The organism is Pseudomonas sp. AC247 (assembly GCF_979258015.1).
Genome location: NZ_OZ409829.1, coordinates 5592033 through 5617536 on the forward strand (window position 1 = coordinate 5592033; position 25504 = coordinate 5617536).

At 61.8% G+C, this 25504-nt stretch carries 23 protein-coding genes; 6 read left to right on the forward strand and 17 right to left on the reverse strand.

The annotated features are described in order from the left end of the window. Positions 1-67: 67 nt before the first annotated feature. From ACZZ0B_RS25370 to ACZZ0B_RS25385, 4 genes are all read right to left on the reverse strand, one after another. Positions 68-349, reverse strand: a complete 282-nt coding sequence (locus ACZZ0B_RS25370) for a type II toxin-antitoxin system RelE family toxin (protein ID WP_008080308.1) — start codon at positions 347-349, stop codon at positions 68-70. Beyond that, entirely contained in the window at positions 339-584 is a 246-nt protein-coding gene (locus ACZZ0B_RS25375; RefSeq protein ID WP_008080310.1) for a type II toxin-antitoxin system Phd/YefM family antitoxin, read from the reverse strand. The genes ACZZ0B_RS25370 and ACZZ0B_RS25375 overlap by 11 nt, the downstream gene beginning before the upstream one ends. Positions 585-676: 92 nt before the next feature. Further along, entirely contained in the window at positions 677-922 is a 246-nt protein-coding gene (locus ACZZ0B_RS25380; RefSeq protein ID WP_463546496.1) for a DUF2789 domain-containing protein, read from the reverse strand. A 156-nt stretch (positions 923-1078) separates the two neighbouring features. Continuing rightward, positions 1079-1540 (reverse strand): aminoacyl-tRNA deacylase, encoded by a 462-nt coding sequence (locus tag ACZZ0B_RS25385; protein ID WP_008080313.1) that lies wholly within the window; start codon positions 1538-1540, stop codon positions 1079-1081. A 173-nt stretch (positions 1541-1713) separates the two neighbouring features. Between ACZZ0B_RS25385 and ACZZ0B_RS25390 the strand changes: the two genes are divergently transcribed. Both ACZZ0B_RS25390 and ACZZ0B_RS25395 read left to right on the forward strand, forming a co-directional pair. Next, positions 1714-2244 (forward strand): NfeD family protein, encoded by a 531-nt coding sequence (locus ACZZ0B_RS25390; protein WP_463546497.1) that lies wholly within the window; start codon positions 1714-1716, stop codon positions 2242-2244. 2 nt (positions 2245-2246) lie between these two features. Beyond that, positions 2247-3005 carry a slipin family protein gene (locus ACZZ0B_RS25395; RefSeq protein ID WP_127648438.1) on the forward strand — a complete coding sequence of 253 codons (759 nt, stop codon included), beginning with the start codon at positions 2247-2249 and terminating at the stop codon, positions 3003-3005. Between the two features lie 80 nt (positions 3006-3085). On the opposite strand, the gene ACZZ0B_RS25400 is transcribed toward ACZZ0B_RS25395, so the two are convergent. From ACZZ0B_RS25400 to ACZZ0B_RS25430, 7 genes are all read right to left on the reverse strand, one after another. Then, a complete protein-coding gene (locus ACZZ0B_RS25400) occupies positions 3086-4030 on the reverse strand; it encodes a sulfotransferase family protein (RefSeq protein WP_463546972.1) in 945 nt (314 codons plus the stop codon). Beyond that, on the reverse strand, positions 4018-4803 hold the full coding sequence (locus ACZZ0B_RS25405) for an aspartyl/asparaginyl beta-hydroxylase domain-containing protein (RefSeq protein ID WP_463546973.1): 786 nt from the start codon (positions 4801-4803) through the stop codon (positions 4018-4020). Before ACZZ0B_RS25405 ends, ACZZ0B_RS25400 begins: the two co-directional genes overlap by 13 nt. Further along, on the reverse strand, positions 4800-5405 hold the full coding sequence (gene cysC, locus ACZZ0B_RS25410; RefSeq protein WP_463546498.1) for an adenylyl-sulfate kinase: 606 nt from the start codon (positions 5403-5405) through the stop codon (positions 4800-4802). The genes ACZZ0B_RS25405 and cysC overlap by 4 nt, the downstream gene beginning before the upstream one ends. Next, the gene (locus tag ACZZ0B_RS25415; protein ID WP_158830274.1) at positions 5389-6906 is read right to left on the reverse strand and encodes a TolC family protein; all 1518 of its coding nucleotides are present in this window, start codon (positions 6904-6906) and stop codon (positions 5389-5391) included. The genes cysC and ACZZ0B_RS25415 overlap by 17 nt, the downstream gene beginning before the upstream one ends. Positions 6907-6952: 46 nt before the next feature. Beyond that, positions 6953-13378: an Ig-like domain-containing protein gene (locus ACZZ0B_RS25420; protein ID WP_463546499.1), complete on the reverse strand. Its 6426-nt coding sequence runs from the start codon at positions 13376-13378 to the stop codon at positions 6953-6955. Positions 13379-13434: 56 nt separating this feature from the next. Then, the gene (locus ACZZ0B_RS25425; protein WP_008080322.1) at positions 13435-14280 is read right to left on the reverse strand and encodes a sulfotransferase family protein; all 846 of its coding nucleotides are present in this window, start codon (positions 14278-14280) and stop codon (positions 13435-13437) included. A gap of 150 nt (positions 14281-14430) precedes the next feature. Beyond that, complete coding sequence (locus ACZZ0B_RS25430) at positions 14431-16011, reverse strand: glycosyltransferase family 39 protein (protein WP_463546500.1); 1581 nt, start codon at positions 16009-16011, stop codon at positions 14431-14433. Positions 16012-16252: 241 nt separating this feature from the next. Between ACZZ0B_RS25430 and ACZZ0B_RS25435 the strand changes: the two genes are divergently transcribed. Further along, positions 16253-16840 (forward strand): phage tail protein, encoded by a 588-nt coding sequence (locus ACZZ0B_RS25435; RefSeq protein ID WP_008080324.1) that lies wholly within the window; start codon positions 16253-16255, stop codon positions 16838-16840. Positions 16841-16894: 54 nt separating this feature from the next. Continuing rightward, positions 16895-17206, forward strand: a complete 312-nt coding sequence (locus ACZZ0B_RS25440) for a DUF6916 family protein (RefSeq protein ID WP_463546501.1) — start codon at positions 16895-16897, stop codon at positions 17204-17206. A gap of 45 nt (positions 17207-17251) precedes the next feature. On the opposite strand, the gene ACZZ0B_RS25445 is transcribed toward ACZZ0B_RS25440, so the two are convergent. From ACZZ0B_RS25445 to ACZZ0B_RS25460, 4 genes are read right to left on the reverse strand one after another with little or no spacing between them, the layout of a single operon-like run. Next, positions 17252-17746: a GNAT family N-acetyltransferase gene (locus tag ACZZ0B_RS25445; protein WP_008080328.1), complete on the reverse strand. Its 495-nt coding sequence runs from the start codon at positions 17744-17746 to the stop codon at positions 17252-17254. Between the two features lie 10 nt (positions 17747-17756). After that, positions 17757-19853, reverse strand: a complete 2097-nt coding sequence (locus ACZZ0B_RS25450) for a biotin/lipoyl-binding protein (protein WP_463546502.1) — start codon at positions 19851-19853, stop codon at positions 17757-17759. Continuing rightward, entirely contained in the window at positions 19854-21173 is a 1320-nt protein-coding gene (locus ACZZ0B_RS25455) for an efflux RND transporter periplasmic adaptor subunit (RefSeq protein WP_008080331.1), read from the reverse strand. Continuing rightward, positions 21170-21949, reverse strand: coding sequence for an efflux RND transporter periplasmic adaptor subunit (locus tag ACZZ0B_RS25460; RefSeq protein ID WP_038367377.1), 780 nt, complete (start codon positions 21947-21949; stop codon positions 21170-21172). Before ACZZ0B_RS25460 ends, ACZZ0B_RS25455 begins: the two co-directional genes overlap by 4 nt. Before the next feature lie 170 nt (positions 21950-22119). On the opposite strand from ACZZ0B_RS25460, the gene ACZZ0B_RS25465 reads away from it, so the two are divergent. Together ACZZ0B_RS25465 and ACZZ0B_RS25470 are read left to right on the forward strand one after the other, a co-directional pair. After that, the gene (locus ACZZ0B_RS25465; RefSeq protein ID WP_158834413.1) at positions 22120-22485 is read left to right on the forward strand and encodes a type II toxin-antitoxin system RelE/ParE family toxin; all 366 of its coding nucleotides are present in this window, start codon (positions 22120-22122) and stop codon (positions 22483-22485) included. Further along, positions 22478-22783 (forward strand): XRE family transcriptional regulator, encoded by a 306-nt coding sequence (locus ACZZ0B_RS25470; protein ID WP_008080340.1) that lies wholly within the window; start codon positions 22478-22480, stop codon positions 22781-22783. The genes ACZZ0B_RS25465 and ACZZ0B_RS25470 overlap by 8 nt, the downstream gene beginning before the upstream one ends. A 61-nt stretch (positions 22784-22844) precedes the next feature. Here the strand turns inward: ACZZ0B_RS25470 and ACZZ0B_RS25475 are convergent, their stop codons facing one another. Together ACZZ0B_RS25475 and ACZZ0B_RS25480 are read right to left on the reverse strand one after the other, a co-directional pair. Further along, a complete protein-coding gene (locus ACZZ0B_RS25475) occupies positions 22845-24419 on the reverse strand; it encodes an efflux transporter outer membrane subunit (RefSeq protein ID WP_463546503.1) in 1575 nt (524 codons plus the stop codon). Beyond that, positions 24416-25486 carry an HlyD family secretion protein gene (locus ACZZ0B_RS25480; protein ID WP_463546504.1) on the reverse strand — a complete coding sequence of 357 codons (1071 nt, stop codon included), beginning with the start codon at positions 25484-25486 and terminating at the stop codon, positions 24416-24418. Before ACZZ0B_RS25480 ends, ACZZ0B_RS25475 begins: the two co-directional genes overlap by 4 nt. Positions 25487-25504: the final 18 nt, after the last annotated feature.

Consider the following 25504-nt stretch of genomic DNA (forward strand, 5'->3'; position numbering starts at 1 on the left):
GGGGAATTTCAGTCAAGTTTTGAAACAAATTGCCTATTCGGGCGGAGAAAATCTCTCCGAAAGTCATTCAGCGCTTTTTAGCATTCTCATAAACGCTACTGCGCTCCCGTTTGCCGACCGCAACAACGGAAACGACTACGCGTTCGTCGATCACTTGATAAACCAAGCGATAGCCGCAAGCCTTCAATTTTATTTTGTAACAATCCGGCATCCCATGCAGCGCATCGGCAGGCACTCTAGGCAGATTCAGCCGTTCGCCCAGCTTCTTTTTGAATTGCTCTCGTAGTGTGTGACCCAACTTGTTCCATTCTTTGTAAGCAGATGGCAGAAATTCGAGCTTATAGGTCATCCAGGCTTACCGAAATTGGCGTCTCGTGGCTGCGGGCGCGAACGACTTCAGCAAGCTCCAGATCATCAAGCCGCTCCATCATTGCTTCGTACACATCCGCTGGAACCATGTAGCCCATAACGCGATTGTGGTTGAGAACCGCCACTGCTCCACCATGCGCGCCGTTCAGCACGGCAGAAGGGTTTTTCTTTAACTCGGAAACACTGACAGCCATATCGGCGAGAACACTTTGCATAATAAAAGACCTCAATTGAGGTCGTGATTTTGGTCTATTTTTTGAACTGCAACAACCATGGTTCTGAGTTGAATGACCAGAGGTCACCGGTCTTAGCCCTGTCTTCCCTTGCGCAACAACACATTCAACTGATCCACCACCTCCGCCCAATCGGCATCCTCCAGAATCTCATCGCGTAAAAACTGCGACTGGCTATCCGTCCAGAAAAACGCATCGGCCAAGTGCAGCTCGGGTTTGAGCGGGGAATGGGCGGCGATGAATTGGTCGATGCTGACCGGGTCGTTGTCCAGGCCGAGTTGTTTGAAGAGAGATGGGAGGCTGTGGTTTGGGTTTTCCATTGCAGTGATCCTTGGAAATAGCGGTGAATGGAAGATCATTCGCGGGCAAGCCTTGCTCCTACAAAGGTTGTGGCGGTCACACAATCACTGAACACCCAAAACCGTTGTAGGAGCAAGGCTTGCCCGCGAAGGCGTCAATGAAAATGCCACAAAAGCCTAATGACTCAACTCCCGCACCTCAGCATGCGGCACCATTTTCAGAAACTCCGGCATGCTCATGTGCAGCAGATAATTGTGGTTGCCCGCCTCCAGATAAATATCTTTCTGCCGCGTCAGCAACGGGTCGATGACCATGTCCAGCCCGTAGGAATCGCCCAGCGGCGGCACCGCGCCGCGTTCGCAATCGTCGAAGATGTGCGCCAGGTTGCTTTCGCGGGTCAGTTGCCATTCGCCGCTGTTGCGCACCTTGCTCAGATCCAGATGACGGCTGGCCGGCAGCACGGCCATCAGGTAGTGCCCGTGGTGGTCGTCGAGGATGATCGATTTGGCCACGCGCTCGGCGGGCACCCCGGCGACCCGTGCGGTTTCCAGGCTGCTCGATGAGTGCCGGTGAGCGACGACGTCATATTCGCAATGCGCCCGGGTCAGGCTGCTTTGCACCTTTCTTGCCATTCGCATGATGCACCTCGGTGTCGCGCGGAAGGTGGTTGCTGTGTTTTTAGTCTAGTTCGGCGGGCCGCTGGCGACGGGAAATCCGCTCACTGGACACATCCGCACATTGATCAAAATTCATCCAGACCAACCCTCAACTAGACTGAAAGAACCCGCCACTGACGCTCATGGAGAGTCACGTGAACAGCCGATGTTGTGTCTTTGCCTTGCTCCTGCTGAGCAGCGCGTCCGCTTTCGCCGCCGAGAGCTCGTTGCCAGCGATGAGCCCGGTCGGCCTATGGCTGATCACCCTCGGCATCGTGTTTCTGATCGCTGAAGCCGCGCTGCCCAATTACGGCGTGATCGGCCTGGGCGGGATCATCATGTTCGTCATCGGCGCGCTGATTCTAAGCAACGCCGAATTGCCAGTGCCGATGATGATCGGCCTCGGCCTGATCAGCGCGCTGCTATTGATTGCACTGGTGATTCGCGCCCTGAAAACCCGCCCGCGCCAAGCCGTCAGCGGTGATGCCGGCCTGCTCGGCAGCGTCACCGCGATCACCACCGTGCAACCGGGCGATGCGCGCAATGGCTGGATTCAACTGCAAGGCGAACGCTGGCAAGTGCTCAGCGCCACCCCTTTGCACACCGGACAAACGGTGCGCGTGGTGGCTCGCAAGGGATTGTTGCTGCAAGTGGCCGCGGCTGACGCGGCGCCGCTCGGAGGGTGATCATGGGTCTGCAAATCGGTTTTGTTGCGCTGCTGCTGTTGGTGATTGCCCTCGCCGGTTCGACGTTCCGCATCCTGCGTGAATACGAGCGCGGCGTGGTGTTCCAGCTCGGACGCTTCTGGCAGGTCAAAGGACCGGGGCTGATCCTGCTGATTCCGGTAGTGCAGCAAATGGTTCGGGTTGATCTGCGCACCATTGTTCTCGACGTACCGCCGCAGGACGTGATCACCCGTGACAACGTTTCAGTGAAGGTCAATGCCGTGCTGTATTTCCGCGTGCTCGACCCACAGAAGGCGATCATTCAGGTCGAGGATTTCCTGTCCGCCACCAGCCAATTGGCGCAGACCACTTTGCGCGCGGTGCTCGGCAAACACGAACTCGATGAGTTATTGGCCGAGCGCGAGCAGTTGAACATCGACATCCAGCAGGTGCTTGATGCGCAGACTGATGCATGGGGCATCAAGGTCGCCAACGTCGAGATCAAACATGTCGACCTCAACGAATCGATGGTCCGCGCCATCGCCAAGCAGGCTGAAGCCGAACGCGAACGACGGGCAAAAGTCATCCACGCCGAAGGCGAATTGCAGGCCTCGGAGAAACTGATGCAGGCTGCCGAGATGCTCGGTCGTCAGCCTGGGGCGATGCAGTTGCGTTATATGCAGACGTTGAGTTCGATTGCCGGCGACAAGAGTTCGACGATTGTCTTTCCGTTGCCGATCGAGTTGCTCAAGGGCATGGCGGATTTGTCCGGCAAGTCCTGAAGAGTAAAAGATCGCAGCCTGCGGCAGCTCCTACAGGGGATCACATTCCAATGCAGGAGCTGCCGAAGGCTGCGATCTTTTCAGGCACCACGCAATTTTTCCAAAGCTTCGTAGGGCGCTCGCGCGCACGTCTGCACACGCGCATGCAACAGCGCCGAAGCCTTGCGGCGCTTGTCTTCACCATCGGCAACAAACACTTGCGAAGGCTGTTTCGCATGCTGCCCGGCAGCGGCAAACACCTGCTGAGTCTGCACATCATTCAATCGAAAGAACCGCGCCAAGCGCCCAGCCATCGCATCGGGCAACTCGCTGTAATTCACCGCCAAACCGGCCGAATCCCGACAATGTAGCAACCCCGCCTCCAACAACCGCCCCAAACGCCGCGCGATAAAATCTTCACGGCCCTCGAACTGCAACCCATCCTCCAATACGCAATCACCGAGCATGCCCGGCACCATGTGCATGCCCGGACGGCGCAGATGGGAAACAGCAATTTCCAGCGGATCACGATAGAGAAACAGCCACGGCGTGTCCGGGAAACAGGTCTGCAACAGCGGCCATTCACCGATGTTCCAGGCATCGAGTTTGACCACTAAACGCTGTTCAACACCGCGTCGGCGCTGACCATACGCCGAGAGCAAGCCGACGATGGCGGCCCGGCGTTCGGCATCAGGCAAATCACCGCGCAGCAACGCATCCAGCGGTGGCGGTTCGGACACCACGATGTGATCGTCGAGTTGCGCGAGCATCTGACTGATCAACGTCGAGCCACAGCGCGAGGCGTGCAGAATAAAAGCGCTTGGTGCGAGGCCGGGGCTTTGCGCTTGCCATTCGGTCAGCGCCGACAGCGGCGTCTGCCGTCGAAACGCCTGATTGAAGGGCAGTCGCAGTGCATCGTCCACCGCCTCACGGAAAAACGGCTGATGCAACGGCGTGTCACCGAACCAGCACCAATCCACCCGCCACTGCCCGTCGACCGGCCAGACACGAATGGGCAGCCAACCGTCGAAACTCAACAGCTCCATTGTTCGTGCCATTGCCGACGACCATTGCGCATCGCGGTACGCAGTTCTTCGCGAGAAAATACCAGGCCGCGTTCCACCGCGAGTTCCAGCGTTCGGGCGATAAACATCTCAGGGTCATGCAGCGTGCGCAAGGCCAGTGACAGCGAGTCATCCTCAGTCACCAGCCTCTGAAAGCGCTGCAAGTCGGTATCGGCCAAACCCGGCGCTGGTGTGTCGGGCAATCCTTCGACGATCATCTGCTCAAGCCAGGCATCGGGTTTGCAATCGATGACCAGATGAATACGCGCAGCGGTATCGCGGTTATCCACTCGGTGCGGACGGGCGAGATCGAGAAACCAGCATTCCCCGGCAGCCATCGGCACGCGTTGGCCGTCGAGCCAGAAGTCGACATTGGGCGGACTGAGCAACGGAATGTGCAAACGGCGATCGGCGTCCGGGCCATTCAGATCGTAATCGCGATGTTCGTGAACGCGCGCGCCAGGGCCCAGGCGCAGCAGTCGAGCGCTGACGATATTCAGCGACAGATTGCGCAAGCCGTGGCGCCAGCGCTCATCACGCAACCACGGTTCGCGTAGCAACGGCTCACCGCGACCGGGCGACAGTTCGGTCAACGCATCGGCTGCCGAAATCAGCGCGACGCCACTCCAGTCACCCGAGAAATACTCGCTGTTGAAGTGACTGCGCCAGGCGTCGTCGGCAATCGCCGCCAGCGCTTGCAGCAACAGCGGCAAATCCACCGTCACCGGCAAACGCGAGAACGCCGGCCGGCTCATGTCCTGGGCAACACCGCGCACTCGCCGAGCCAGGTCAGCAATCGATCAAGGCAGGCTTCGACCGTTTGCGCACCGGTGTCGAGCACCAGCGACGCCTGCGTTGGCGGCTCATACGGTGCCGACACTCCGGTAAATCCAGCGAGGTCACCGCGTCGCGCCCGTGCGTAATGTCCTTTCGGGTCGCGCTGTTCGCAAACAGCCAGAGAGGCGCTGCACCAAACGTCGCGATAGTCCTCACCTAACCGTTGCGCGAACACCTCACGTAGCTCAACCAGTGGCGCAATCATCGCCAAAATCACGATTTGCCCGTTTTCCACCAGCAACGCGGCGAGCTCGCTGGCGCGACGAATATTTTCCTGGCGGTCAGCGTCGGTGAATCGCAGATCCCGATTGAGCCCGATGCGCAAACCGTCGCCATCCAGTACCACGCTTTGCAAACCTCGCCCGAACAACTCGGCGTGCAGCGCCTGCGCCAATGTCGACTTGCCCGCCGCCGGCAGGCCGGTCAACAGAATCGCTGCACCGCGATGCCCATTTCGAACCTCGCGTTGGGTGCGGCTGACACTGGCGCTCGGCGCCAGTACATCACTGCGCCGGAGCATGCGCCACCACTGGCGTCGAGATATCCCCCGCCGCCCAAGCCGATTCACGGTTGGCCAGCGCGGTGGCAATCGACTGCACTTCGGTCGACTGCACCTGATCCGGCAGCGGATCGAGGCCGGCACTGGCGAAGATCTGGCCATAAGCATTGCGCAGGTCGGCGTACGACAGATCGCGGCGCAGATCCGCTTGCAGGTTGTTCAGTTCGCCCTGAATCAGTTCCAGCTCACCGATCCCTGCCGCCTGATGACGGTTGCGCAACTGGCCGACGATTTGTCCGTCGATGTCCGACAGTTGCTGATTGGTCTTGAACTGGCGCAACGCTTCTTGATAGTTAGCGTTGGCCACATAGAGCTGCGCAAGCACCGCGATCGACATCGCCTGACGCCGCGCGGTGGCGACTTCTTCACCGGCCTTGGCGACGTTGATTGCAGCGGGTGCGGAGATCACGTTGAACAGGTTCCACGTGATTTTCACGCCGTAATCGGCCCAGCCCTGCTCGACGAGGAACGAGTTGCTGTCGTAATGGCCACCGGCGGAAAACTCCAGGCCCGGCAGCAGGCGCAGCATGGCCTTGCGGGTTTCGGCAGCGCTGATGCGCGTCTGGTAGTCCTGCTCGCGCAGTTCCGGGCGACTGGTCAGGGCTTCCTGCTCCAGTTTCGCCAGATCGACCTTGAGTTCGGGAATCTGATAACCGTCATCGGTGGCCAAGGTCAGGTTGGTGCCCAGCGGCAGGTTGATCAGGGTGGCCAGTTCGGTTTTCGCCAGCGACAAGGCACGACGCTGCTCTTCCAGTTGGCGGGTCGCTTCGATCAGCGAACGCTGATAACCGAGCGATTGCACCGGATCACCAATACGCTGATCACTCAGGGTCTGGCTGTTGTCGCGGGCGGTCTGCACGCGCGCCATCAGGCTGTCGATTTGTTTGAGCAGACGCTCGGCGGCCATCGCTCGCCAATAGGCCGAACGTACGTCCTGGACGATGGTGTTGATCACCTTGCGGCGCCGTTCCTGAACGATCAGGCGCTGGTCGCCCTGCTGCTTGGCGCTGATGTAGCTGACGCCGAAGTCGAGGACGTTCCAGACCATGGTCAGATCGGCAACGTCGCGGTCACGGTCCTGCGAGGTCGATGGTTCAAGAGACTGGGTGCCGGTGCGCACACTCTGGCTGCTGGAGGCGTTGACGTTGTTGCGCCCGACGTAACCGGCGTCCAGCGCCATGCGCGGCAGCATGTCGAAACTGGCGAGGTCGAGCTGCCGCTTGGCCAGCGCTTCCTCCATGATCTTCAAGCGACCTTCGAGGTTGTATTTCACCGCGCGGGCCATGGCCTGGTGCAGGGTCAACGGGCCGCGCAGCGGTTCCTGATCCTTGTACATGCCTTGCAGATCGCTTTTGGCGCGCTGCTCGCTGACGCTGCGTTCAATCGGGTCACTGGTCACTGCACATCCGCTGATCGCCAGCGCCAGCAGGCTGGCGCCGAACAACTTCTGACTTTTCTTCATCCCTGGATCGCCCCTAGGTCCTGCACAGTGTTGAGTAATGGTGAGTTCAGGCTGACATTTCGCTGATGCCGACCTGTTGCAGCGCTGCCGCCAGGTTGTCGACCCGGTGCTGCTCGGTGTCTTTGAGTTGTTGTAGTTGTTGCCCCAGTGTCGGCGCGCCAAACACACCGCGCAGGCCTTGGGAAATATCGCCGGCCTTGAGCGACTGGCTGCCGAATGCGTTCAGCGCATCCCGCTCGGCAGCACGGTCCTGACTGAACAGGCTCGCCAGTGTGCTGCTGGCGAATACGCCGCCATCACCACCGCCAAAACCGAGGAACCCGTGGCCGGAGCCATCGCCGCTGCTGTCACTGCTGCTGAACACTTGCGCGATGTAACTGCGGCTGAGAGCACCGTGATTGATGAAAATATCGCCAAGCGGACGAATGCCGTTGCCGATCACCCGTTGTTCAAACAGCGGCGCAAAGGTCAGCGGTGAACCGAGTTCGCCGGTTGGCGGAGTGAAGATGAACGGCTGCAGCGGCACGTTTGATGGCGGTGCCGGCACCACCGGGTCGCTGCTGCGAATCAACGGATCCGGGATCACGACACTGGTCGGCGTGGTCGGCACAGTGGGCACGGTGGGCGGCACGACCACCGGCACCGTATTAATCGCGTAGTTGTTGGAACTGCTGACGCCGCTGCCGCTGTTGCCGGACGCATCACTGACGCCGGCACTGTTGACGCTGATCGCGTTGTTCGCACTGTTGACGTTGGCGTTTGGTGTCAGGGTGGCGGTCCAGCTCTTGCCGCCGTCGCTGCTGCTCAGGTTGGACAAGGTGCCGTTCGCCACCGCGATGTCTGACAGATCGAAACCGCTGACCGCCTCGTTGAAGGTAATGGTCACCTGCGAGGTCTGGCCGATGCCGATGTTCGGGTTGGCAATGACGACCGTCGCACTCGGCCGCTCGCTGTCGAGCGCGTAGTTGTTCGACACCGCCACTGTGCTGCCGACGTTGCCGGCCAGATCGGTGACATTGCTGGTGTCGAGCGCAATGAAATTGCTCGGGTCGGTGACATTGGCCGTTGGCGTGAAGGTCGCGGTCCAGGTCTTGCCGCCATCGCTGCTGCTCAGGTTGCTCAAATCGCCATTGGTCACGCTCAGGTCGGACAGGTCGAAGTTGCTCACCGCCTCGCTGAAGGTGAACGTCACCGTGGTGGTCTGGCCGATGCCCAAGTGGGGATTGGCGACCACGATATTCACCGTCGGCCGGGTCGCGTCGAGCGCGTAGTTGTTGGAAATCGCAATGCTCGCGCCGAGGTTGCCGGCCAGATCCTGCACACCGGCCGTGTCGACGATGATCAGGTTGGTCGTGTCGTTGACGTTGGCCGTCGGTGTCAGCGTGGCGGTCCAGGTGATGCCGCCATCGCTGCTGGTCAGGTTCGCCAGCGTGCCGTTGGCGACGCTGATGTCCGACAGGTCAAAACCGCTGACCGCTTCACTGAAGGTGATGGTCACCGTGGTGGTTGCACCGATGCCCAGGCGATTGTCGGCGACCACGATGGTCGCGGTCGGCAGCGCCGTGTCGATGGCGAAATTGTTCGAAGCGGTGGTGCCGACGCCGCTGTTGCCGGAGGCGTTGGTCACGCCACTGTTGTCGAGGGTAATCAGGTTGGTAGTGTCGGAGATGTTGGCGGTCGGCGTGAGTGTCGCCGTCCAGGTGATGCCGCCGTCACTGGAGGTGAGGTTACTCAGGATGCCATTGGCGATGGTCAGGTCCGCATTGGTGAAACCGCTGACGGCCTCGCTGAAGGTGATGGTCACCGTCGAGGTTTCGCCGGCCTTGAGCGCCGTATCCGCGACGACGATGGTCGCGGTCGGCACTTCGGTCTGCACCGCATAGTTGGCCGAGTTGGTGATGCCGCTGCCGGCATTGCCCGCCAGATCGCTGATGCCAGCGTTGTTCAGCACGATCAGGTTGGTGGCGTCACTGACGCCGATGGTCGGCGTGAAGGTGGCCGTCCAGGTGATGCCGCCGTCGCTCGACGAGACATTGCTCAGCGTGCCGTTGGCAACGCTCAGGTCGCTGTTGTCGAATCCGCTGACCGCCTCACTGAAAGTAATGGTGACGAGCGCGGTTTCACCGGGACGCAGATCGGTATCACTGATGACGATGGTGGCGGTCGGGCGCTGACTGTCGATCACGTAGTTGGCGGAATCGGTGGTGCCGCTGCCGGAATTGCCCGCGATGTCAGTGACGCCGGTGTTGTCCAGGGTGATGATGTTGCTGGTGTCGGTGATGCCCGCCGATGGAGTGAACGTCGCCGTGTAAGTGATGTTGTCCGAGGTGCTCAGCCCGGAGAGCGTGCCGTTGGCCACGGTCAGGTCGGCCAGGGTCAAACCGCTGACGGCCTCGCTGAAGGTGATGGTCACGGTGGTGGTCTGGCCGACGCCCAGCGCTGAATCGGCGAGCACCACGGTGGCGGTCGGGCGCTGGGTGTCGATGGCGTAATTGTTGGAGTTGGTGGTGCCATTGCCGGCGTTGCCGTCGGCGTTCTGCACACCGCTGTTGTCGAGGGTGATCAGGTTGCTCGCGTCCGTGATGTTGCTGGTCGGGGTGAAAGTCGCCGTCCAGGTGATACCGCCGTCGCTGCTGCTCACCGCCGTCAGCGTGCCGTTGGCAATCGTCAGGTCGGCGTTGTTGAAACCGGTGACGGCTTCGCTGAAGGTAATGGTCACCAGCGACGTTTCGCCGATGGTCAGGCTGTTGTCCGCGACGACGATGGTCGCGGTTGGCGCCACGGTGTTGATGGTGAAGTTGCCGGAGTTGGTCGTGCCCGTGCCGGCGTTCCCGGTCAGGTCAGCGATACCGGTGTTGGCCAGGGTGATGATGTTGCTGGTGTCGTTGATCCCGCCGGTCGGCGTGAAGGTCGCCGTCCAGGTGATGCCGCCATCGGCGCTGCTGACCGCCGTGAGCGTGCCGTTGGGGACGGTCAGGTCGGCGTTGGTGAAACCACTGACGGCTTCGCTGAAGGTAATGGTCACCAGTGTCGTTTCGCCGGCGCTCAGCGCGGGATCGGCGATGACGATGGTGGCGGTCGGCCGCTGGGTATCGATGCTGTAGTTGTTCGAATCGGTGGTGCCACTGCCGGCATTGCCGGCCAGGTCGGCGACGCCAGTGTTGTCCAGCGTCACCAGGTTGGTAGCATCGGTGATGTTCGCGCTCGGTGTGAACGTTGCCGTCCAGGTGATGCCGCCGTCCGCGCTGCTGACCGCCGTCAGGGAGCCGTTGGCGATGGTCAGGTCGGCATTGGTAAAACCGCTGACCGCTTCGCTGAAGGTGATGGTCACCAGCGAGGTGTCGCCGATTTTCAAGGTACTCTGCGTGAACACCACGGTGGCGGTCGGCCGCACGGTGTCGACCGCGTAATTGTTGGAATCAGTGGTGCCGCTGCCGGTATTGCCCGCCAGATCCGCGACCCCGGTGTTATTCAGGGTGATCAGGTTGGTAGCGTCAGTGATGCTGCTGGTCGGCGTGAACGTCGCCGTCCAGGTGATGCCGCCATCCGCGCTGCTGACAGCGCTCAACGTGCCGTTGGCAATGCTCAGGTCGGCGTTGGTGAAGCCGCTGACTGCTTCACTGAAAGTAATCGTCACCAGCGAGGTTTCACCGATTTTCAGCGCGTTGTCGGCGACCACGATGGTCGCCGTCGGCCGTGCGGTGTCGATCGCGTAGTTGTTGGAGTTGGTGCTGCCAGTGCCGGCGTTGCCGGACAGGTCATTGACCCCGGTATTGTCCAGAGTGATCAGGTTGGTGGTGTCGGTGACGCTCGTGGTTGGTGTCAGCGTGGCGGTCCAGGTGATGCCGCCGTCGCTGCTGCTCAGTCCGGTCAAGGTGCCGTTGGCCACCGTCAGGTCGGCGGCGGTGAAACCGCTCACCGCTTCGCTGAAGGTGATGGTCACCAGCGACGTTTCACCGACTGTCAGCGCCGTGTCGGCAACCACGATGGTGGCGGTCGGACGCACTGTGTCGATGGCGTAATTGGACGAATCGGCTGTGCCGCTGCCGGCGTTGCCGGCCAGATCCGCCACCCCGGTGTTGTCCAGGGTAATCAGGTTGGTGGCATCGGTAATGCTCGCGTTCGGGGTGAACGTCGCCGTCCAGGTGATGCCGCCGTCGGCGCTGCTGACGTTGGTCAGCGTACCGTTGGCAATGGTCAGGTCAGCGTTGGTGAAACCGCTCACCGCCTCGCTGAACGTGATGGTCACCAGCGAGGTGTCGCCGATTTTCAGGGCGGTGTCCGTCATCACAATGGTGGCGGTCGGACGTTGGGTATCGATCGCGTAATTGTTGGAATTGGTAGTGCCGACGCCTGCCACGCTGTCGGACACCGCCGTCACCCCGGTGTTGTCGAGGGTGATGAGGTTGGTGGTGTCGGTAATGTTGTTGGTCGGCGTAAAGGTTGCCGTCCAGGTGATACCGCCGTCGGCGCTGGACACATTGGTCAGCGTGCCGTTGGCAATGGTCAGGTCGGCGTTGGTAAAACCGTTTACGGCGCGGCTGAAGGCGATGGTCACCAGCGAGGTTTCGCCGATTTTCAACGCGGTGTCGGCGACCACGATGGTGGCAGTCGGCGGTTCCACGTAAGCGGTGTTGAGCGTACCGCCGTTGTTGTAGATGTCCACCAGTGCGCTCGGCGTTGTGCCGGTCGAACCGCCGTTGGAAAGCCCACCACCACCGCTGGCAGCGCCGTTGCCACTGATCGCGGCAAAGTTGCTCGCGGTGATCAGCACCACGCCGCCGTTGTTCCAGATCGCGCCGACGCCGCGACCGCCAGCCCCGCCATCGGCACCGTTGCTGCCGACCCCACCGCCACCACCACCGCCGCCACCGGCAGCAATGTTATTGCTGATGACCGAGTTGCCGATGACTTTCAGGGTGCCGCTTGCAGCGTTGTAGATACCGCCGGCCGCATTGCCGCCGACGCCACCGACTTTGTCCCAACCGGAACCACCGCCGCCGCCACCAATGGACAGCGTGCCGTTGCTGGCCGAACCGCCGTTGCCGCCATGACTGTAACCGGCACCGGCGCTGCCGCCATTGCCGCCGACGCCACCGGTGCTGGTGCCGCCGCGGCCGCCCATGTCGGTCGGGCTGTAACCACCGCCATAACCGCCGGCATTGGCACCGCCCGCGCCGCCGGCATAGGTGCCGGTGCCCGGGCCAGAAGTACCGCCATGGCCACCGGTCTGGCCACCGATACCCGCACCGCCGCCACCGCCACCGCCGACATAACCGCCGGTCACACCACCGCCGCCACCACCGCCGGAAGCGGCGTTGGCAGTCACCGTGACGTTGTTCAGGGTCAGAATGCCGGCGTTGAAAATGCCGCCGCCCATGGCGCCCGCCGCCGCCGAGCCGCCGTTACCTCCGTTGCCGGCCACCAGGCCTTTGGTGATTACCAGGCCGTCGAGGGTCACGGTGCTGCCGGAGGTGACTTCCACCACGCGGGTTTTGTATTGGCCATCGAGGGTCACGTCGGCCACGCCGTCGTTGTTCAGGTCGCCATCGACGGTGATGTTCTTGTTGATCAGCAGCTCCGAAGTGAGCTGAACGGTCATGCCCGAACTGAACGTGACAATGTCGCCGTTCTGCGCCGAAGCCAGCGCCGCGCGCAACGAGCCGACGCCCGAGTTGAGATTGTTGGTCGCCGTCCACGTGGCCAGTCCCCACTGGTATTCGCTCATGGCTTTGCTCGACAGCACATTGGCGCTCTCGATGGTGCCGGTGGCGATCTCCAGATCCCAGTCGCCACCCACGCCGGTGCGGTTGTTCGATGCCGCCACATCACGCCCGGTCAACTGCGCCAGCGAGTCGACGAAACTCAAGCCGCGATCGCCCTCGGCGGTGTAGCAACCGTAGATCAGGATGTCGCCGCCGACGTTCATGTCCTTGCCGATCTCGCCAAGAATCGCGCTGCGTTGCGCGACGTTGTCGGCGGACAGATAGCTGTTGCCCAGCCACAAATCACCGGCATTGCCGTGGGCAATGATCTGCACCGAACTGACGCCGTGATGTTGATCAAGGTAATCGGCGATCTGCTGCAGACCGTCCTTGGTAGCATCGAGCTTGACCACTTGCGTGCCGGGCGCGATCCCTTGCAGCAGGGCGTCAGCATCCTTCACTCGTGAGTCGACGAAGACCACGCTCTGGCCCGGTACGGCAACAGGACTGGCAGCGGGTGCGGCATCAGCCTGACCGTGGGTGTCTTTGCTCGCGACCGGGTGATCGGCCGTCGGCGCCTTGGCCGCATCGGCAGCGGTAGGGGCATGGCTGTCCGCTTGAGCGGCCGTGTCGGCCACGGTGGCGGCGACCGCACCGTCGAACAGCATGCGCGGCTCCAGCGACATGATCAGCGGCGAGGCCAGCGGACGCTGACCTGCGGTTGCCTGAGACTTGACCTTTGCCCCACCAAAAAGGGTCCACCACATGTTGCTCACCCGAACTCGAACGAAGGTACGTGACGCATCAATGAAAAACGCCGCGATCAACTGATCGCGGCGTCGGACTTCATACGAATGACATTGGCGGCGCTGGCTGAGCCATCGAGCCAAAAAGACAAATCGGCGTATTGCTTGAACAGATCCGGCGGCAGAATCGTGCGCCGTGATTGCAAGGCAACCTTGGGTTTGACCGTGTGCAGGCCGGCCAGGCCAAGGCCCTGGTCGAACGCTGGCGCGTCATAGGCCAGGTGTTCGAAATCGTGCTCGAACCACGGCTCGCCAATAAAGTCGTAGACCAGTCGCAGCACCCGTTCCGGGGCCTGGCTGAGCAGGTCGTAATCGACGATCAGCAACGATTCGGCATGCTCGCCGTAATAGGCTTCCTTGAGCGCCGCCCAGGCAAAACCCACCAGTCGATTGCGCTGGGCCAGGGTTTCGCAGCGGCTGTAAACGGTGTTGCGTTCGGCAGCGTCGCTGAACAGTTTGGTGTTTTCGTAGGGATTGGCGCGATACAGGCGTTCGAGGCTGTCCATCACCCAAGCCACGTTGCGCACGCAGGCGATGACTTTGGCCTGAGGAAACAGATCGCGGATCGCTGGCAGACGCGAGCTCCACTGCCGGTTGGTGTCGAACACCAACGGCTTGTCGGCCTTGTCGGCATAGAAGGATTCGAACAGGCCACGCAGCAGGCGCCGACGCATGGCAGTGTCGATCACCGCGCCGTACTCACTGCCGGCGCTGCATTGTTCAAGGACACTGGAGAACAGAGAACCGACCGGGCTGGTCATGCCGGCATGAAAGCGCGGGTTCTGCAAAAGGATCGCAGAAAGCAGGGTCGAGCCTGAGCGCGGCAAGCCGGAGATAAAGTGGAACTGCTGCAATCCCTTCACCGTAATCGGAAGTCCTTTTGTCCGACAGAGCGTAGTTCAACTAGTAACCCTGCGACTAGTAGTGTTTTGATATCACTCAGAGCAAAAAGAACTAACTGATTAACTTTTAATCGCGAATAAGCAGATGAATCGTTTTAGTCCCGTCACGGCTCAGTTGGCCGGCGATCTGGCCACGAACAATCGTGCTTGTACGCCACCCGCGTGAACCTCCGCGCCGACGGTCCAGGCAGGCGGCAGCGGCAGAAATTCCGCCGGATCATCGAACGACCCGACCAGCCAGACCCGGCCATTGCCGATCAGCTCGGCAAGGCTGTCTAGGTACACATCGGGCGTCACCAACGTGCCAAAACCGTACTCGTTCGGCCGCGTCGGACGGCCATCGGCAGTCGGCGGCGTGTAGAGGCGCACCAAGGCGCCGGTGCGATCGTAGTAGACGTAGCTCAAGTACCAGAGCATGTCGCTGGTGACGATGCGATCGCCGGGCTGGAAATGCTGATTGACGTAGTTCACCACCCGGTCGAGCTGGTCATTGCTGTCGACCGTGGCGTTGTTGTTCACACCGACCAGTTCAACCGCCACCAGCGACACCAGCACCGCCAGCGCCAACACCCGCACGCGGCTGTACAAACGGTCGATGGCCAGCGCCGCCAACAGCGGCAGGCCCAGCGCATAAGCGGTCAAGTAGCGTTCGATGAACACCGGCGTGATGAACGACACCGCAAACACCAGCAACAGCGGCACGCCGGTGTACAACGCCAGCAGGACACTGCCCCGCGACACGCTGCGATCACGGATCACCGCCACCGCCGCCAGCGTCAACAGTGCCAGAGGCAAGGCGCCGAACACCGGCAGCGGCAGGTTTTCGCCATCGTCCTGAATCAGCCAGGACCAGATCATCGACGGCAACGAGCCGAGGCTCACCGGCGGCTCCCAGCCCACGTCCCCGCCCACCTTCAGTTGCTCCATGTGCTGGGTCAGATCGAGCAGATGGGGCAACCACGGCAGGTACAACACGACGATGGCCAGATTCGCCAGCCACCATGCCGGGCGCTGGATATGCCGGAAGCGATAGCCACGCTGGACCCGGATCAGCGCCAGATAAATCCAGTGGCACAGCGCCGCCAGCACGGCGAAGTAATGGGTGTAGAACGCTGCCGTCATCAACAGCAGGTAAAACAGCAGATAAGCATGACGCTGCGGGCGCCGGATCCAGTAGACCAGCGTCAGCGTCGCGGCCATCAGCAACAGCCCGAGCAGCGCATACATGCGCACTTCCTGGCTGTAGCGCACCGCCGTCGGCAACAGCGCCAGCAGCAGGCCGGCGAAGATCGCGGCGCGACGGGTGGCCAGTCGATCCACCAGCCAGATGCCCAACCCGACGGCGGCGATCCCGGCGAGGGCGCTGAAACTGCGCAGGGCAAAAATGCCGTCGCCGAATAAATCGATCCAGCCGTGCAGCAGCATGAAGTACAGCGGCGGGTGCACATCGTAGGCCGCGTGGCGCCAGATCTCGCCCAGCGAGTAACGCGCCAGCAGCAGACTGGAACCCTCATCGCCCCAGATCGCCGCAGCCGTCAGATCGTAAAAACGCACGGCCGCCGCCAACAACAGGATCGGCAGCAGCCAGTGTTCTCTGGCCCAACGAAGCAAGCGCAAACCGGCAAACCACGGCCCTGGTGTCGCGTGCGGATCCTGGGTGTCGCCCACCGGGGTTACTCTGTTCAGCGCCATCGTTTCCTCTCGCCGCACCACATCGCCACGACCGTATGAACCGCAAAAACCTGCCAGTCACTTTAGGTCAGCCGCACAAGCACCGTCGATGCCGGTTTGCCTTTTCACGACATCCGGCAACCTTGCCAATCCGCGTCTACGCTCTGGCGTGGCGTGACCTGGCCACGGAGTGCCAAGGCAACTGCAGCAGCCTGAATTCACTAGCGGCCCGCCGACAACCAATCAGAAGGATGAGGACTTTATGGACGTTTACATGGGCACTGTTCTGACGTTTGCCTTCAACTATGCGCCCAGCGGCTGGGCCTTGTGCAACGGTCAGATCATCGGAATCAACCAGAACCAGGCGCTGTTTGCACTGCTGGGGACGGTGTATGGAGGCAACGGCCAGCAGACGTTCGGGTTGCCCAACCTGCAAAGCCGCCTGCCGATCTGCCAAGGCAACGGCCCCGGCCTGACACCGAGGGTGATGGGGGAAATTTCCGGCGCCGAGCAAGTCACCGCCACCCTCAACAACTTGCCGAACCACACCCACACCCTGGCCGGGCTCACGGCCACCACCACCGTGCAACTGGCCAACCCGGCGAGTAACCCGGCGGGCGCGCCGACTGCGACCAACGCCTACATCGGCGCTTCGGGCACCGGGCCGGGCCTGGCGAATATTTTTTCCGACGCTCAAGGCGCATCGCCGGTACCGCTCAAAGGCGCAGCCACCACCATCAGCGGGACCATCACGCCGACCGGCAATGGCCTGCCCCTGCCGATCATGAACCCGTATCTGGTGCTCAACTTCAGCATCGCGCTGAACGGCATTTTTCCTTCGCGCAACTGACCGAACGCCGGGGGAGCCACCTCCCCCGACACCTCACCTTGCTGGAGCGAGACCATGCTGCAATCGGTTCATAGCCAACATTTCCAGGCACTGCTGGGTCGCGTTGGCACCCTGCATCTGCCCGATGGCAGTGCGCTGCAGATCCACATCGGAGAACTCGAAGAAAAACCGCTGGCGAAAATGCGCTACAGCGAGCGCATGCCATTCTGCGTCGAATTGAGCAGCCTGGAACCGACTGAATTTGTCGACGGTTTGTGCGCCCTGGAGCTGCCGGAACTGGGGCGGGTCGAAGGGATCTTCGTCTCGCGGGTACCCGCGATGGGGCGCGACCCGGCACTGGCTTACTTCCACGTCACCTTCAACTGACCCGGCCATCGTTAAACCAACATCAATAGCAGCTCCTACAGGGGGTTATTGGGGGTACCAGACGAGGCGTTCGGCGGCGGGGTTGCGTTCTTCGACGGCAAAACCCAATGCCAGATAATGCCGGCGCGCGTGTGGATTACTGGTCCAGACCACCGTCGCCACCGGGCAACGAATCTGTTGCGCGGCTTTCTGCACGCCTTGCAATACGGCACGGCCGAAGCCCTGGCCGCGCGCCTGCGGGATGAACGCCAGGTACAACACGCGAATTTCATTGGCGCCGAAATCGGTGCTCAGCGCGCCGATGGCGGTGCCGAGTTTTTCCACCACGTAGTGCATGGCGTTGGGGTAGTTGTCGCCCATGCCCTGCTCTTGCACCTGAAACTGCTGGGCGACGACTTGCTGCACGTGTTCCGGCTCGCCGTCGATCCATTGCAGATCCGGCCGCGCCGTTTGATAAAGACTTTGCAAAAACGGCCCGTCGGTTGCCCGCGAAGGCCGTACCACCAATCCCTCTGCCGCCACTGCTGCGCTGTCCGTCATCCTGCTCTCCCTAAAAACCGCTTTCCCTGACGCCCAGTGCCGCCACCCGGCGCCACGCCACACCGAGCAGCGATTCGCCGCTGCCCTGCAACACCACCACGCCGCGCAACGGTTGCGTCGGGGTCGATGCCGTCGTCAATACACTCAGGCGCACGCCGTATTGCGCCTGCACCGGCTCCGCCCGCTGCTGTTGATCGCGACGCACGGCGATCGGCCCGTGGTGATCGGAGGTCAACGCCTCCTGATCGACGTAAGCCACGCCGTTGGTGTCGATTTCATTCAATTGCACGGCGAGCGCCGGGTGCATCGGGTCATCGGCGATGAAACGGCCATTGGCCCCCGGTTTGACTCGCCACAACTCGGCTTCGGCCAGATATCCGCGCAGCCGTGCACCGTCTTCGACCACCCGGGCCAGCGCATCGCGGGTCGATAACCAGCGCCCGACCGTCATATTCGGCAGCAGATCGCGCACGCTGCCGGCATGCGGCGCACGCAACAGCAAGCGTTCACGCTGGGCGTTCAAGCCACGGTACTCGGCCACCGCTTCTGCCAGGCGTTGCTCAACGATGCCGGCGTCCGCGGCGGTTTCACTGCGACTGGCCTGGCGGCGCATCAACAACTGCTGAATCTTGATTTCGCGGCGGACAATCGCCAGACGCGATTCGAGATCCGGCGACTCCAGCTCGATCAGCACATCGCCCTGCGCAACCTGCTGCCCATCCGTCACCTTCACTGCTTTGACCCGCGCTGCCGTCGGCGCATGCAAGGCACTGGCGCGTCCGGCCTCAAGCATCGTCGGCAGCTCCACCGAACTGCGCCACGGCACAATCAGCAGCAGCAACAGCCCGAGCAGCGCCAATGCACTGAGCAACACGCGCGGAGCGTGCGCCTGCTCGCGACGGCTCCACCACTGGCGCCACTCACGCATGATCGGCAGAAAGATGAACCACACCAGTTCCACCAGCATCAGGAAGATCCCCAACACCTTGAAGAACAGGTGATAGACCGCCAGCGCGATCCCGAAAAACAACGCCGCACGCCACAACCACGAGCCATACCCCCAGATCAGCAAACGCCGTTGCATCTTCGGCGACCAAGGCTCCGGCGCGGGTGCGCCATAGCCAAACAAAAACTCCCGCAGGCGCCAGCGACACAGGGCAAACGCGCGACCCTGCAAGTTGTCGACTTGCCAAAAATCACTGATCAGAAAATACCCGTCAAAGCGCATGAACGGATTGAGGTTGACCACCAGCGTGGTGATCCATGTCGCGCTGGCGAGCATGAACGCCGCCGTGCGGGCGGGACCGTCAGGCAACAACGACCACGCGAGCAACGCGATACACGCCAACAGCAATTCCGCGAGCACACCGCCGGCACCGATCAGCAACCGCGCGCGGCGGTCATTGACCCGCCAGGCGTCGCTGACATCGGTATAGAACATCGGCAGCAAAACCATGAATGCCACGCCCATGCTCTGCACCCGACAGCCCGCACGCTTGGCCATGAACGCATGACCGAATTCGTGGCAGAGCTTGGCGAAAAACAGCGCCACACCGAACGCCATGGCGCCGCCGAGGCTGAACAGGTGGGGAAACGTCCCGACAAAGCGTTGCCAGTCCCGCGACACCAGAAATACGCCCAACGCCAGCGTTGCCGGCAAGCCGTAACGCAGCAGACGCGGACCGAAGCGCTGCAGCCATGGCCAGGCACGATTGAGAAAAGCGTCAGGGCGCCACAGCGGAATGCGGAAAAACAAATATTGATGCAGAAGGATTTGCCACAGACTTTGCTGCTGCGCCAACGCCTTGAGCCGGTAGCTGGCGCGCTGCTGGTCATCGAGCGCGCTGATCAAATCGTGACCGCGAAGAAACTCCAGCAACTGCTCAAGCTCGCTGCCATCCAGCGGCAGACCGGGTTCGCGATTGGCCGCGCGCAAGACCTGTTCGGCATCGCCCAACGACCAGTGGCGCAACAGGCGCATCGCCGCCGTGCCGAGTTTGAAATAACGTCCGCGCACCGGATCGGCCAGGGTCCAGCGCGGCGAACCGTCCAGGGCCGGCGCCGCGGACGACAATTGCAGGTCGGCACGCAGGCTCGGCAGGTTCATTTACAGGCCCACGCTCTGACGCAGGCCTGCCAATGGCCGACGCAGCAGATACAGCGCCAAGGGCGCGCGATCACCGAAAATCTTCGCCGTACCGCGCAGGCCGATACGTGGCGGCGCCTCGGCGAAGTTGGCGTCGAGCCGGTAAGCGAGTTGCCCGCCCGCCGTCGGTTGCGCTTCGTAAGCCGAGCGTTCCAGCGTGGCGAGATGGCGCTTCAACGGATCGCTGTCGAGAAACAGCGCCACCTCGGCACCGGGCTCAAGGGCAATCGCATCGCCCACGGCCAGTTCGATGCGCAGTTCGGCCTGGCTCGGATCGGCGACTTCCATCAGGCGCTCGCCGGTCTGTACCGGTCTGCCGGTCAAACGTTCGGCGTCGGCGAACACCGCAATGCCGTCGCGTTCGGCGCGCACTTCGCTGCGGTTGAGCAACTCGCGGGCGTAGTCGCGTTCGGCGCGTTTCTGTTCGGCGCGGGCGGCGAGCAAATCGACCTTGGCACTGGATTCCGCGTCGGCAAACGAGCGCTGCGAGTTGGATTTCAATTCCGCCTCGGCCACGCCCAGCGCACGCTCGGCGACATCGGCCTGCGCCTTCAGCGTGGTGCTTTCAAAACGCACCAGCACATCACCGGTTTTCACTGTTTGATTGGGTTTGACCAGAAACTCGGCGATCACCCCGTCCAGCGGCGCCGCCACCACGCGGCCGCCCAGCGGCACCACTTCAGCCGGGGCCAGCACCGATTGGCGCACCGGGATCAACAGCCCGAGCAACAGCACCGCGACCAGCGCCACTTGGCGTTTACGTGTCCAGCGCAACCGCCACGGTTTGCGCGGTTGCAGCGCCAGCCAGGCGTGGCTGTAGGTGTCGCCCAATTGCGACAGCAAGACTTGTTCGGAAGGGTTCCACGGCACATCGCGCGCCAGCCACAAACCGCCAAACACCTGAGCGTCGCGGTCGATCAGCGGCAGCCAGAACACCTGCGCCGCCGACAGCGTGCGCCAGTCAGCCTGGATGCTGTCATTCAGCAATTCCGGGGCAATCACCCGCGCCTGCTGCAGCACACCCTGTTTGAACAACTGCGCCACGGCCTGCTCGACGAACGCCACGAACGGCGCGTTCGGCTCCACCGCACTGACCCCGGTGACCGCCTGCACCTTGCCGGCAATCAACAACGCCGCATGACGAAAGCCGAACAGCGCCTGGCCATCGTTGACCAGGCTGTAGGCCAGTTGCGAGGCGTCGCGGGCAGCGCGGGTCTGGCGTTCCAGGTCAAGAAACCTGGCGAATACCTGCTCGGCGCCGCCGCTCACCGGGGCGTTCACTTAAGCTCCGGGAAACGTGCCGTGCCGCTCATGCCGGCCAGCAAGCCTTTGGCTTCGGGAAGTGTGGCGACCAGCAACAGGGTCTGACTGCCCTCATCGATTCGCGCGCCCAGGCGCTTGACCGTGGCATCGATCGGCTGGCCGGTTTCATCGGGAACGAAGCTGAAGGTCTGGCCGGGCTTGAGCCGTGCCATCCACCGTGACGGCACCAGCAAATGAATTTCGAGGGTACGGTTATCGACGACATCAAGCAGTGGTGCGCCGGCCGGCACGCTTTCATAGCGCTGCACTTTGCGTTCGACCACTTGCCCGTCGAACGGCGCGACCACGCTGCAGCGCTTGACCTGCACTTGATAAACCTGGGATTGCGCCTGGGTTTCGCTGACCTTGGCCTCGGCCCGCGCCACTTCGAATCGGCCGACAGAATTGAGGGCGGCCAACTGCTTGTTGTGCGCCAGCTCTTCACCGGCACCACGACTGGCCGCCTGCGCGGCATTGAGTTGCGCCTGATAGGCCGAGCAATCGAACTTCGCCAGCGTATCGCCCTTCTTGAACGACTCGCCCTCGCTGAAGGGCAACTCAACAATCCGCCCGGAAAGCTCACTGGCCAGCGTCGCCTGATCACGCGCCCGCAACACCCCGCGCGCCTCACTGCTCACGGTGGCCGCCGCCGTCCCCGGATTATCCAGCAGCGGATCGTCTGGCCCGGGCGTTTGCGCCTGAACTGCACACGTAACTAAGGTCAATCCGACAACCCAACCACGAAAACGCTGCATAACCGCTACTCCCTGACGGATGTGCGGAGTCTACGACAGCGGGGGTTAGCGTCAAGCGAAAGGCCATCATTGCATCGCAATCCTTGCTGTAGCGCGAGTGAAGAGCTATGGTCAACCTATCGAAAATATAACCTTGATGGAATATTCCATAACGTTCATATTCGATACCCATGAATTGGGATATCGAATACACCGACGAGTTCGGCGACTGGTGGGAAGATCTGACTGAAAACGAGCAGAGCTCGGTGGCTGCGAGCGTGAAACTGCTGGGTCAATTTGGCCCAGGATTACGCTTTCCGCACAGCAGCGCAATCAATGGCGCGCGGCATGGGCATTTAAGGGAACTGCGTGTTCAACATGCCGGAAGACCGTACCGGATACTGTATGCGTTTGATCCCAGGCGCTGCGCCCTGCTATTGATCGGTGGAGATAAAACCGGTCAGGATCGCTGGTATGAAGTCAACGTCCCGATCGCCGATCAACTGTACGATGAGCATCTCGAAACATTGCGCAAAGAGGGTTGTAAAAATGGCTAAGAAATTTGCCGAACTCGAGGCGCGCATGACCCCCGAAGCCCGGGAGCGCGCCCATTCGATCTACGAACAACACATCAAGGAAATGCCGCTGAACGAGCTGCGACAGGCCAAAGCGCTGAGTCAGGCAACGCTTGCCGAAACGTTGCATGTCAATCAGGCAGCGATTTCGAAGATGGAGCGACGTACGGATATGTACATCAGCACACTGCGTAATTACATCCGTGCAATGGGCGGAGAACTTGAAATCATCGCGACGTTTCCCGACGGACAAATCAAAATCGAAAATTTCGCAGGCTGAGGTTCCACTCACTCAGCCGTTGAAATGCTCTATTAGCCAAATTCGTCCTCTAGGGGAAACCTCAAAGCTGCGCCATCCCTCCTGCCGGATACACCGACTCCCATCCCCCACCCAACGCCTTATACAACCCGACCATCGCCAGCGAAACACCGGTCGAACTCTCCACCCACTGTTCCTGCGTCGCCAGCAACGCGCCTTGCACAGTAAGAACGTTGACGAAATCAACCACGCCTTCGACGTATTGCTGTTGCGCGGTGCGCAGGGCGATCTGGTTCTGGCGTACGGCTTCGGCGAGGCTGTCGCGGCGGCGTTGGCTGGCGTTGTAAGCAGTCAGTTGATCGTCGATTTCGTGCCAGGCACGCAACACGGTTTGCTGGTAGGTGACGGCGGCTTCCTGCTGTTGAGCTTCGCGCAATTGCAACACGCCGCGCAGGCGTCCGCCGTCGAACAGCGGCAGGCTGAATTGCGGGCCGATGCCGAAGGCGCGTGAGCCCCACGAGCCAAAGTCGCTGAGTTGCATGGCTTGCGAGCCGAGGTTGCCGGACAGGGTGATGCGCGGATAGAAATCACCCTTGGCCACGCCGATATTGGCAGTGGCCGCGTGCAGGCGCGCTTCGGCCTGGCGGATGTCCGGACGGCGTTCAGCCAGTTGCGACGGCAAGCCGATAGCGACTTGCAGCGGCGACTGCGGCACGGCGGCGTCGGTGGATAAGTCTTTGGCCAAGGCTTGCGGTGGTTCGCCCATCAACAGGCTGATCGCGTTGATCAACTGTGATTGGCGTTGCTCCAGTGCCGGCAAGCGCGACTCGATGGCGGCGACTTGCGCGGCGGCTTCAGCGACATCGAGGTCAGTTGCCACGCCATCGGCCAGGCGCAGTTGCGAGAGTTTCAGGCTGTGCCGGGCGACGTCGAGGTTCTGCTCAGTGACGGCGCGAGTGTTCTGTACGCCGCGCAACTGGATGTAGTTCTGCGCGGTGTCGGCAAGCACCGCCAGCAGTACACCGCGCCGGTCGTTTTCGGCAACTTCGAGATTGGCGTCGGCGGCTTCGGTTTCGCGGCGCACGCGGCCCCAGAAATCCAGTTCCCATGACGCGGAGAAACCGCCGTCCCACAGATTGAACGCGGAATCGCCGTTGTGTCCGGACGGATCGCTCAGACCTTTGCCGCTGTTGCGCTCGCGGCCGTAACTGCCGGTGGCGGCGGTGTTCGGATAGCGGTCGGCGGTGATCACTTGGCGGGCGGCGCGGCTTTGTTGCAGGCGGCTGCTGGCCAGTTGCAGGTCAAGGTTGCTGCGGACGGCGCGCTGGGTGAGCGCGGAGAGTTGTGGGTCATGAAAGACTTCCCACCAACGTTCGTTCAACGGTTCGTTGACGGCTTGGCTGGGCGCGGACTTGGCCGGTTTGGCCCAGTCGGCGATTTGTGTGGCTTCGGGTTTCTGGAAGTCCGGGCCGACGGTGCAGGCGCTGAGGCTTGCTGTCACCAAGGCACTGAAAATCAGTGGCTGCCACTGGCCCCATCGCTGGCAAGCGAGCTCCCACAGGGACTTTGCAGGTTGTGCGAAAACTCTAGTCCCACCGAGAACCCCTGTGGGAGCTGGCTTGCCAGCGATGAGGCCAGTCGAATTACCACAAATCATCGCTGAGTCACCTCACGCACCGACGTCGCCGAGCTGCGCGTATCAATACTCGCCTCCACCGACATCCCCACACGCAACCGCTCGGCCAGCGGCTGACCCGGTTCCAGCATGATCTTCACCGGAATCCGCTGCACTACCTTGGTGAAGTTGCCGGTGGCGTTATCCGGTTTGACTGCTGCGAAGGTCACGCCAGTCGCCGGGGCGATACTCTCGACACGGCCACTCAACGCTTCGCCACCCAGGCTGTCGACGCGTACTTGCACCTCTTGCCCTGGCTGCACGTCGGTCAGTTGCGTCTCCTGGAAATTCGCCACCACATAGGCCTGCTTCAATGGCACCACCGCCAGCAGCTTGCTGCCCGGCGTCACATACGCGCCGACGCGCACTGCACGCTCGCCAATCATTCCATCCTGCGGCGCAGTGATGCGCGTGTAGGAGAGTTCAAAACTGGCAATTTCCAGCGCCGCTTGCGCATGTTTCAAGCTGCCTTCAGCCGCGTCACGCTGAGCGGTGAGGATGTCGACCTGCTTGCGCTCAGCCGCCAGTTTTGCCGTGGCGGTGTCGAGATGAGCCGTGGCCTGATCGATGCGAGTACGTGCCTGTTGCGCGTTTTGCACCGTGCCGGCACCAACGCCGGCCAAATGGTTGTAGCGATTCAACTCCTGCTGGGCGAAGGCCATTTCAGCCTTGGCCGACACCACCGAAGCTTGCGCCTGGGCGATCACCGACGTCTGGCGTTCCAGCGTCGCTTTGGCGTTCTGCAACTGCGCCCGCGCGACCAGTGTCTGCGCATCCGCCGCCTCGGCTGAAGCACGCAAGTCGCGATCATCGATCAGCGCCAGCAACTGGCCCGCCTTCACTTGCTGGTTGTCCTCCACCAAGACTTCCTTGATGAACCCGGCCACGCGCGGCACGACGAGCGTGTAATCGGCGGAGACAAAGGCATCGTTGGTGTTTTGCTGAGTACGTTTGCCAAACACGCCGGGCAGCGCCAGGTACACCAGCACGCCGACCGCCAGTGCGGCGGCGATGGCCACCGCGAGTTTTTGCTTTGCTTGAGTCGTCATAAAAACCTTCTGTTTCAG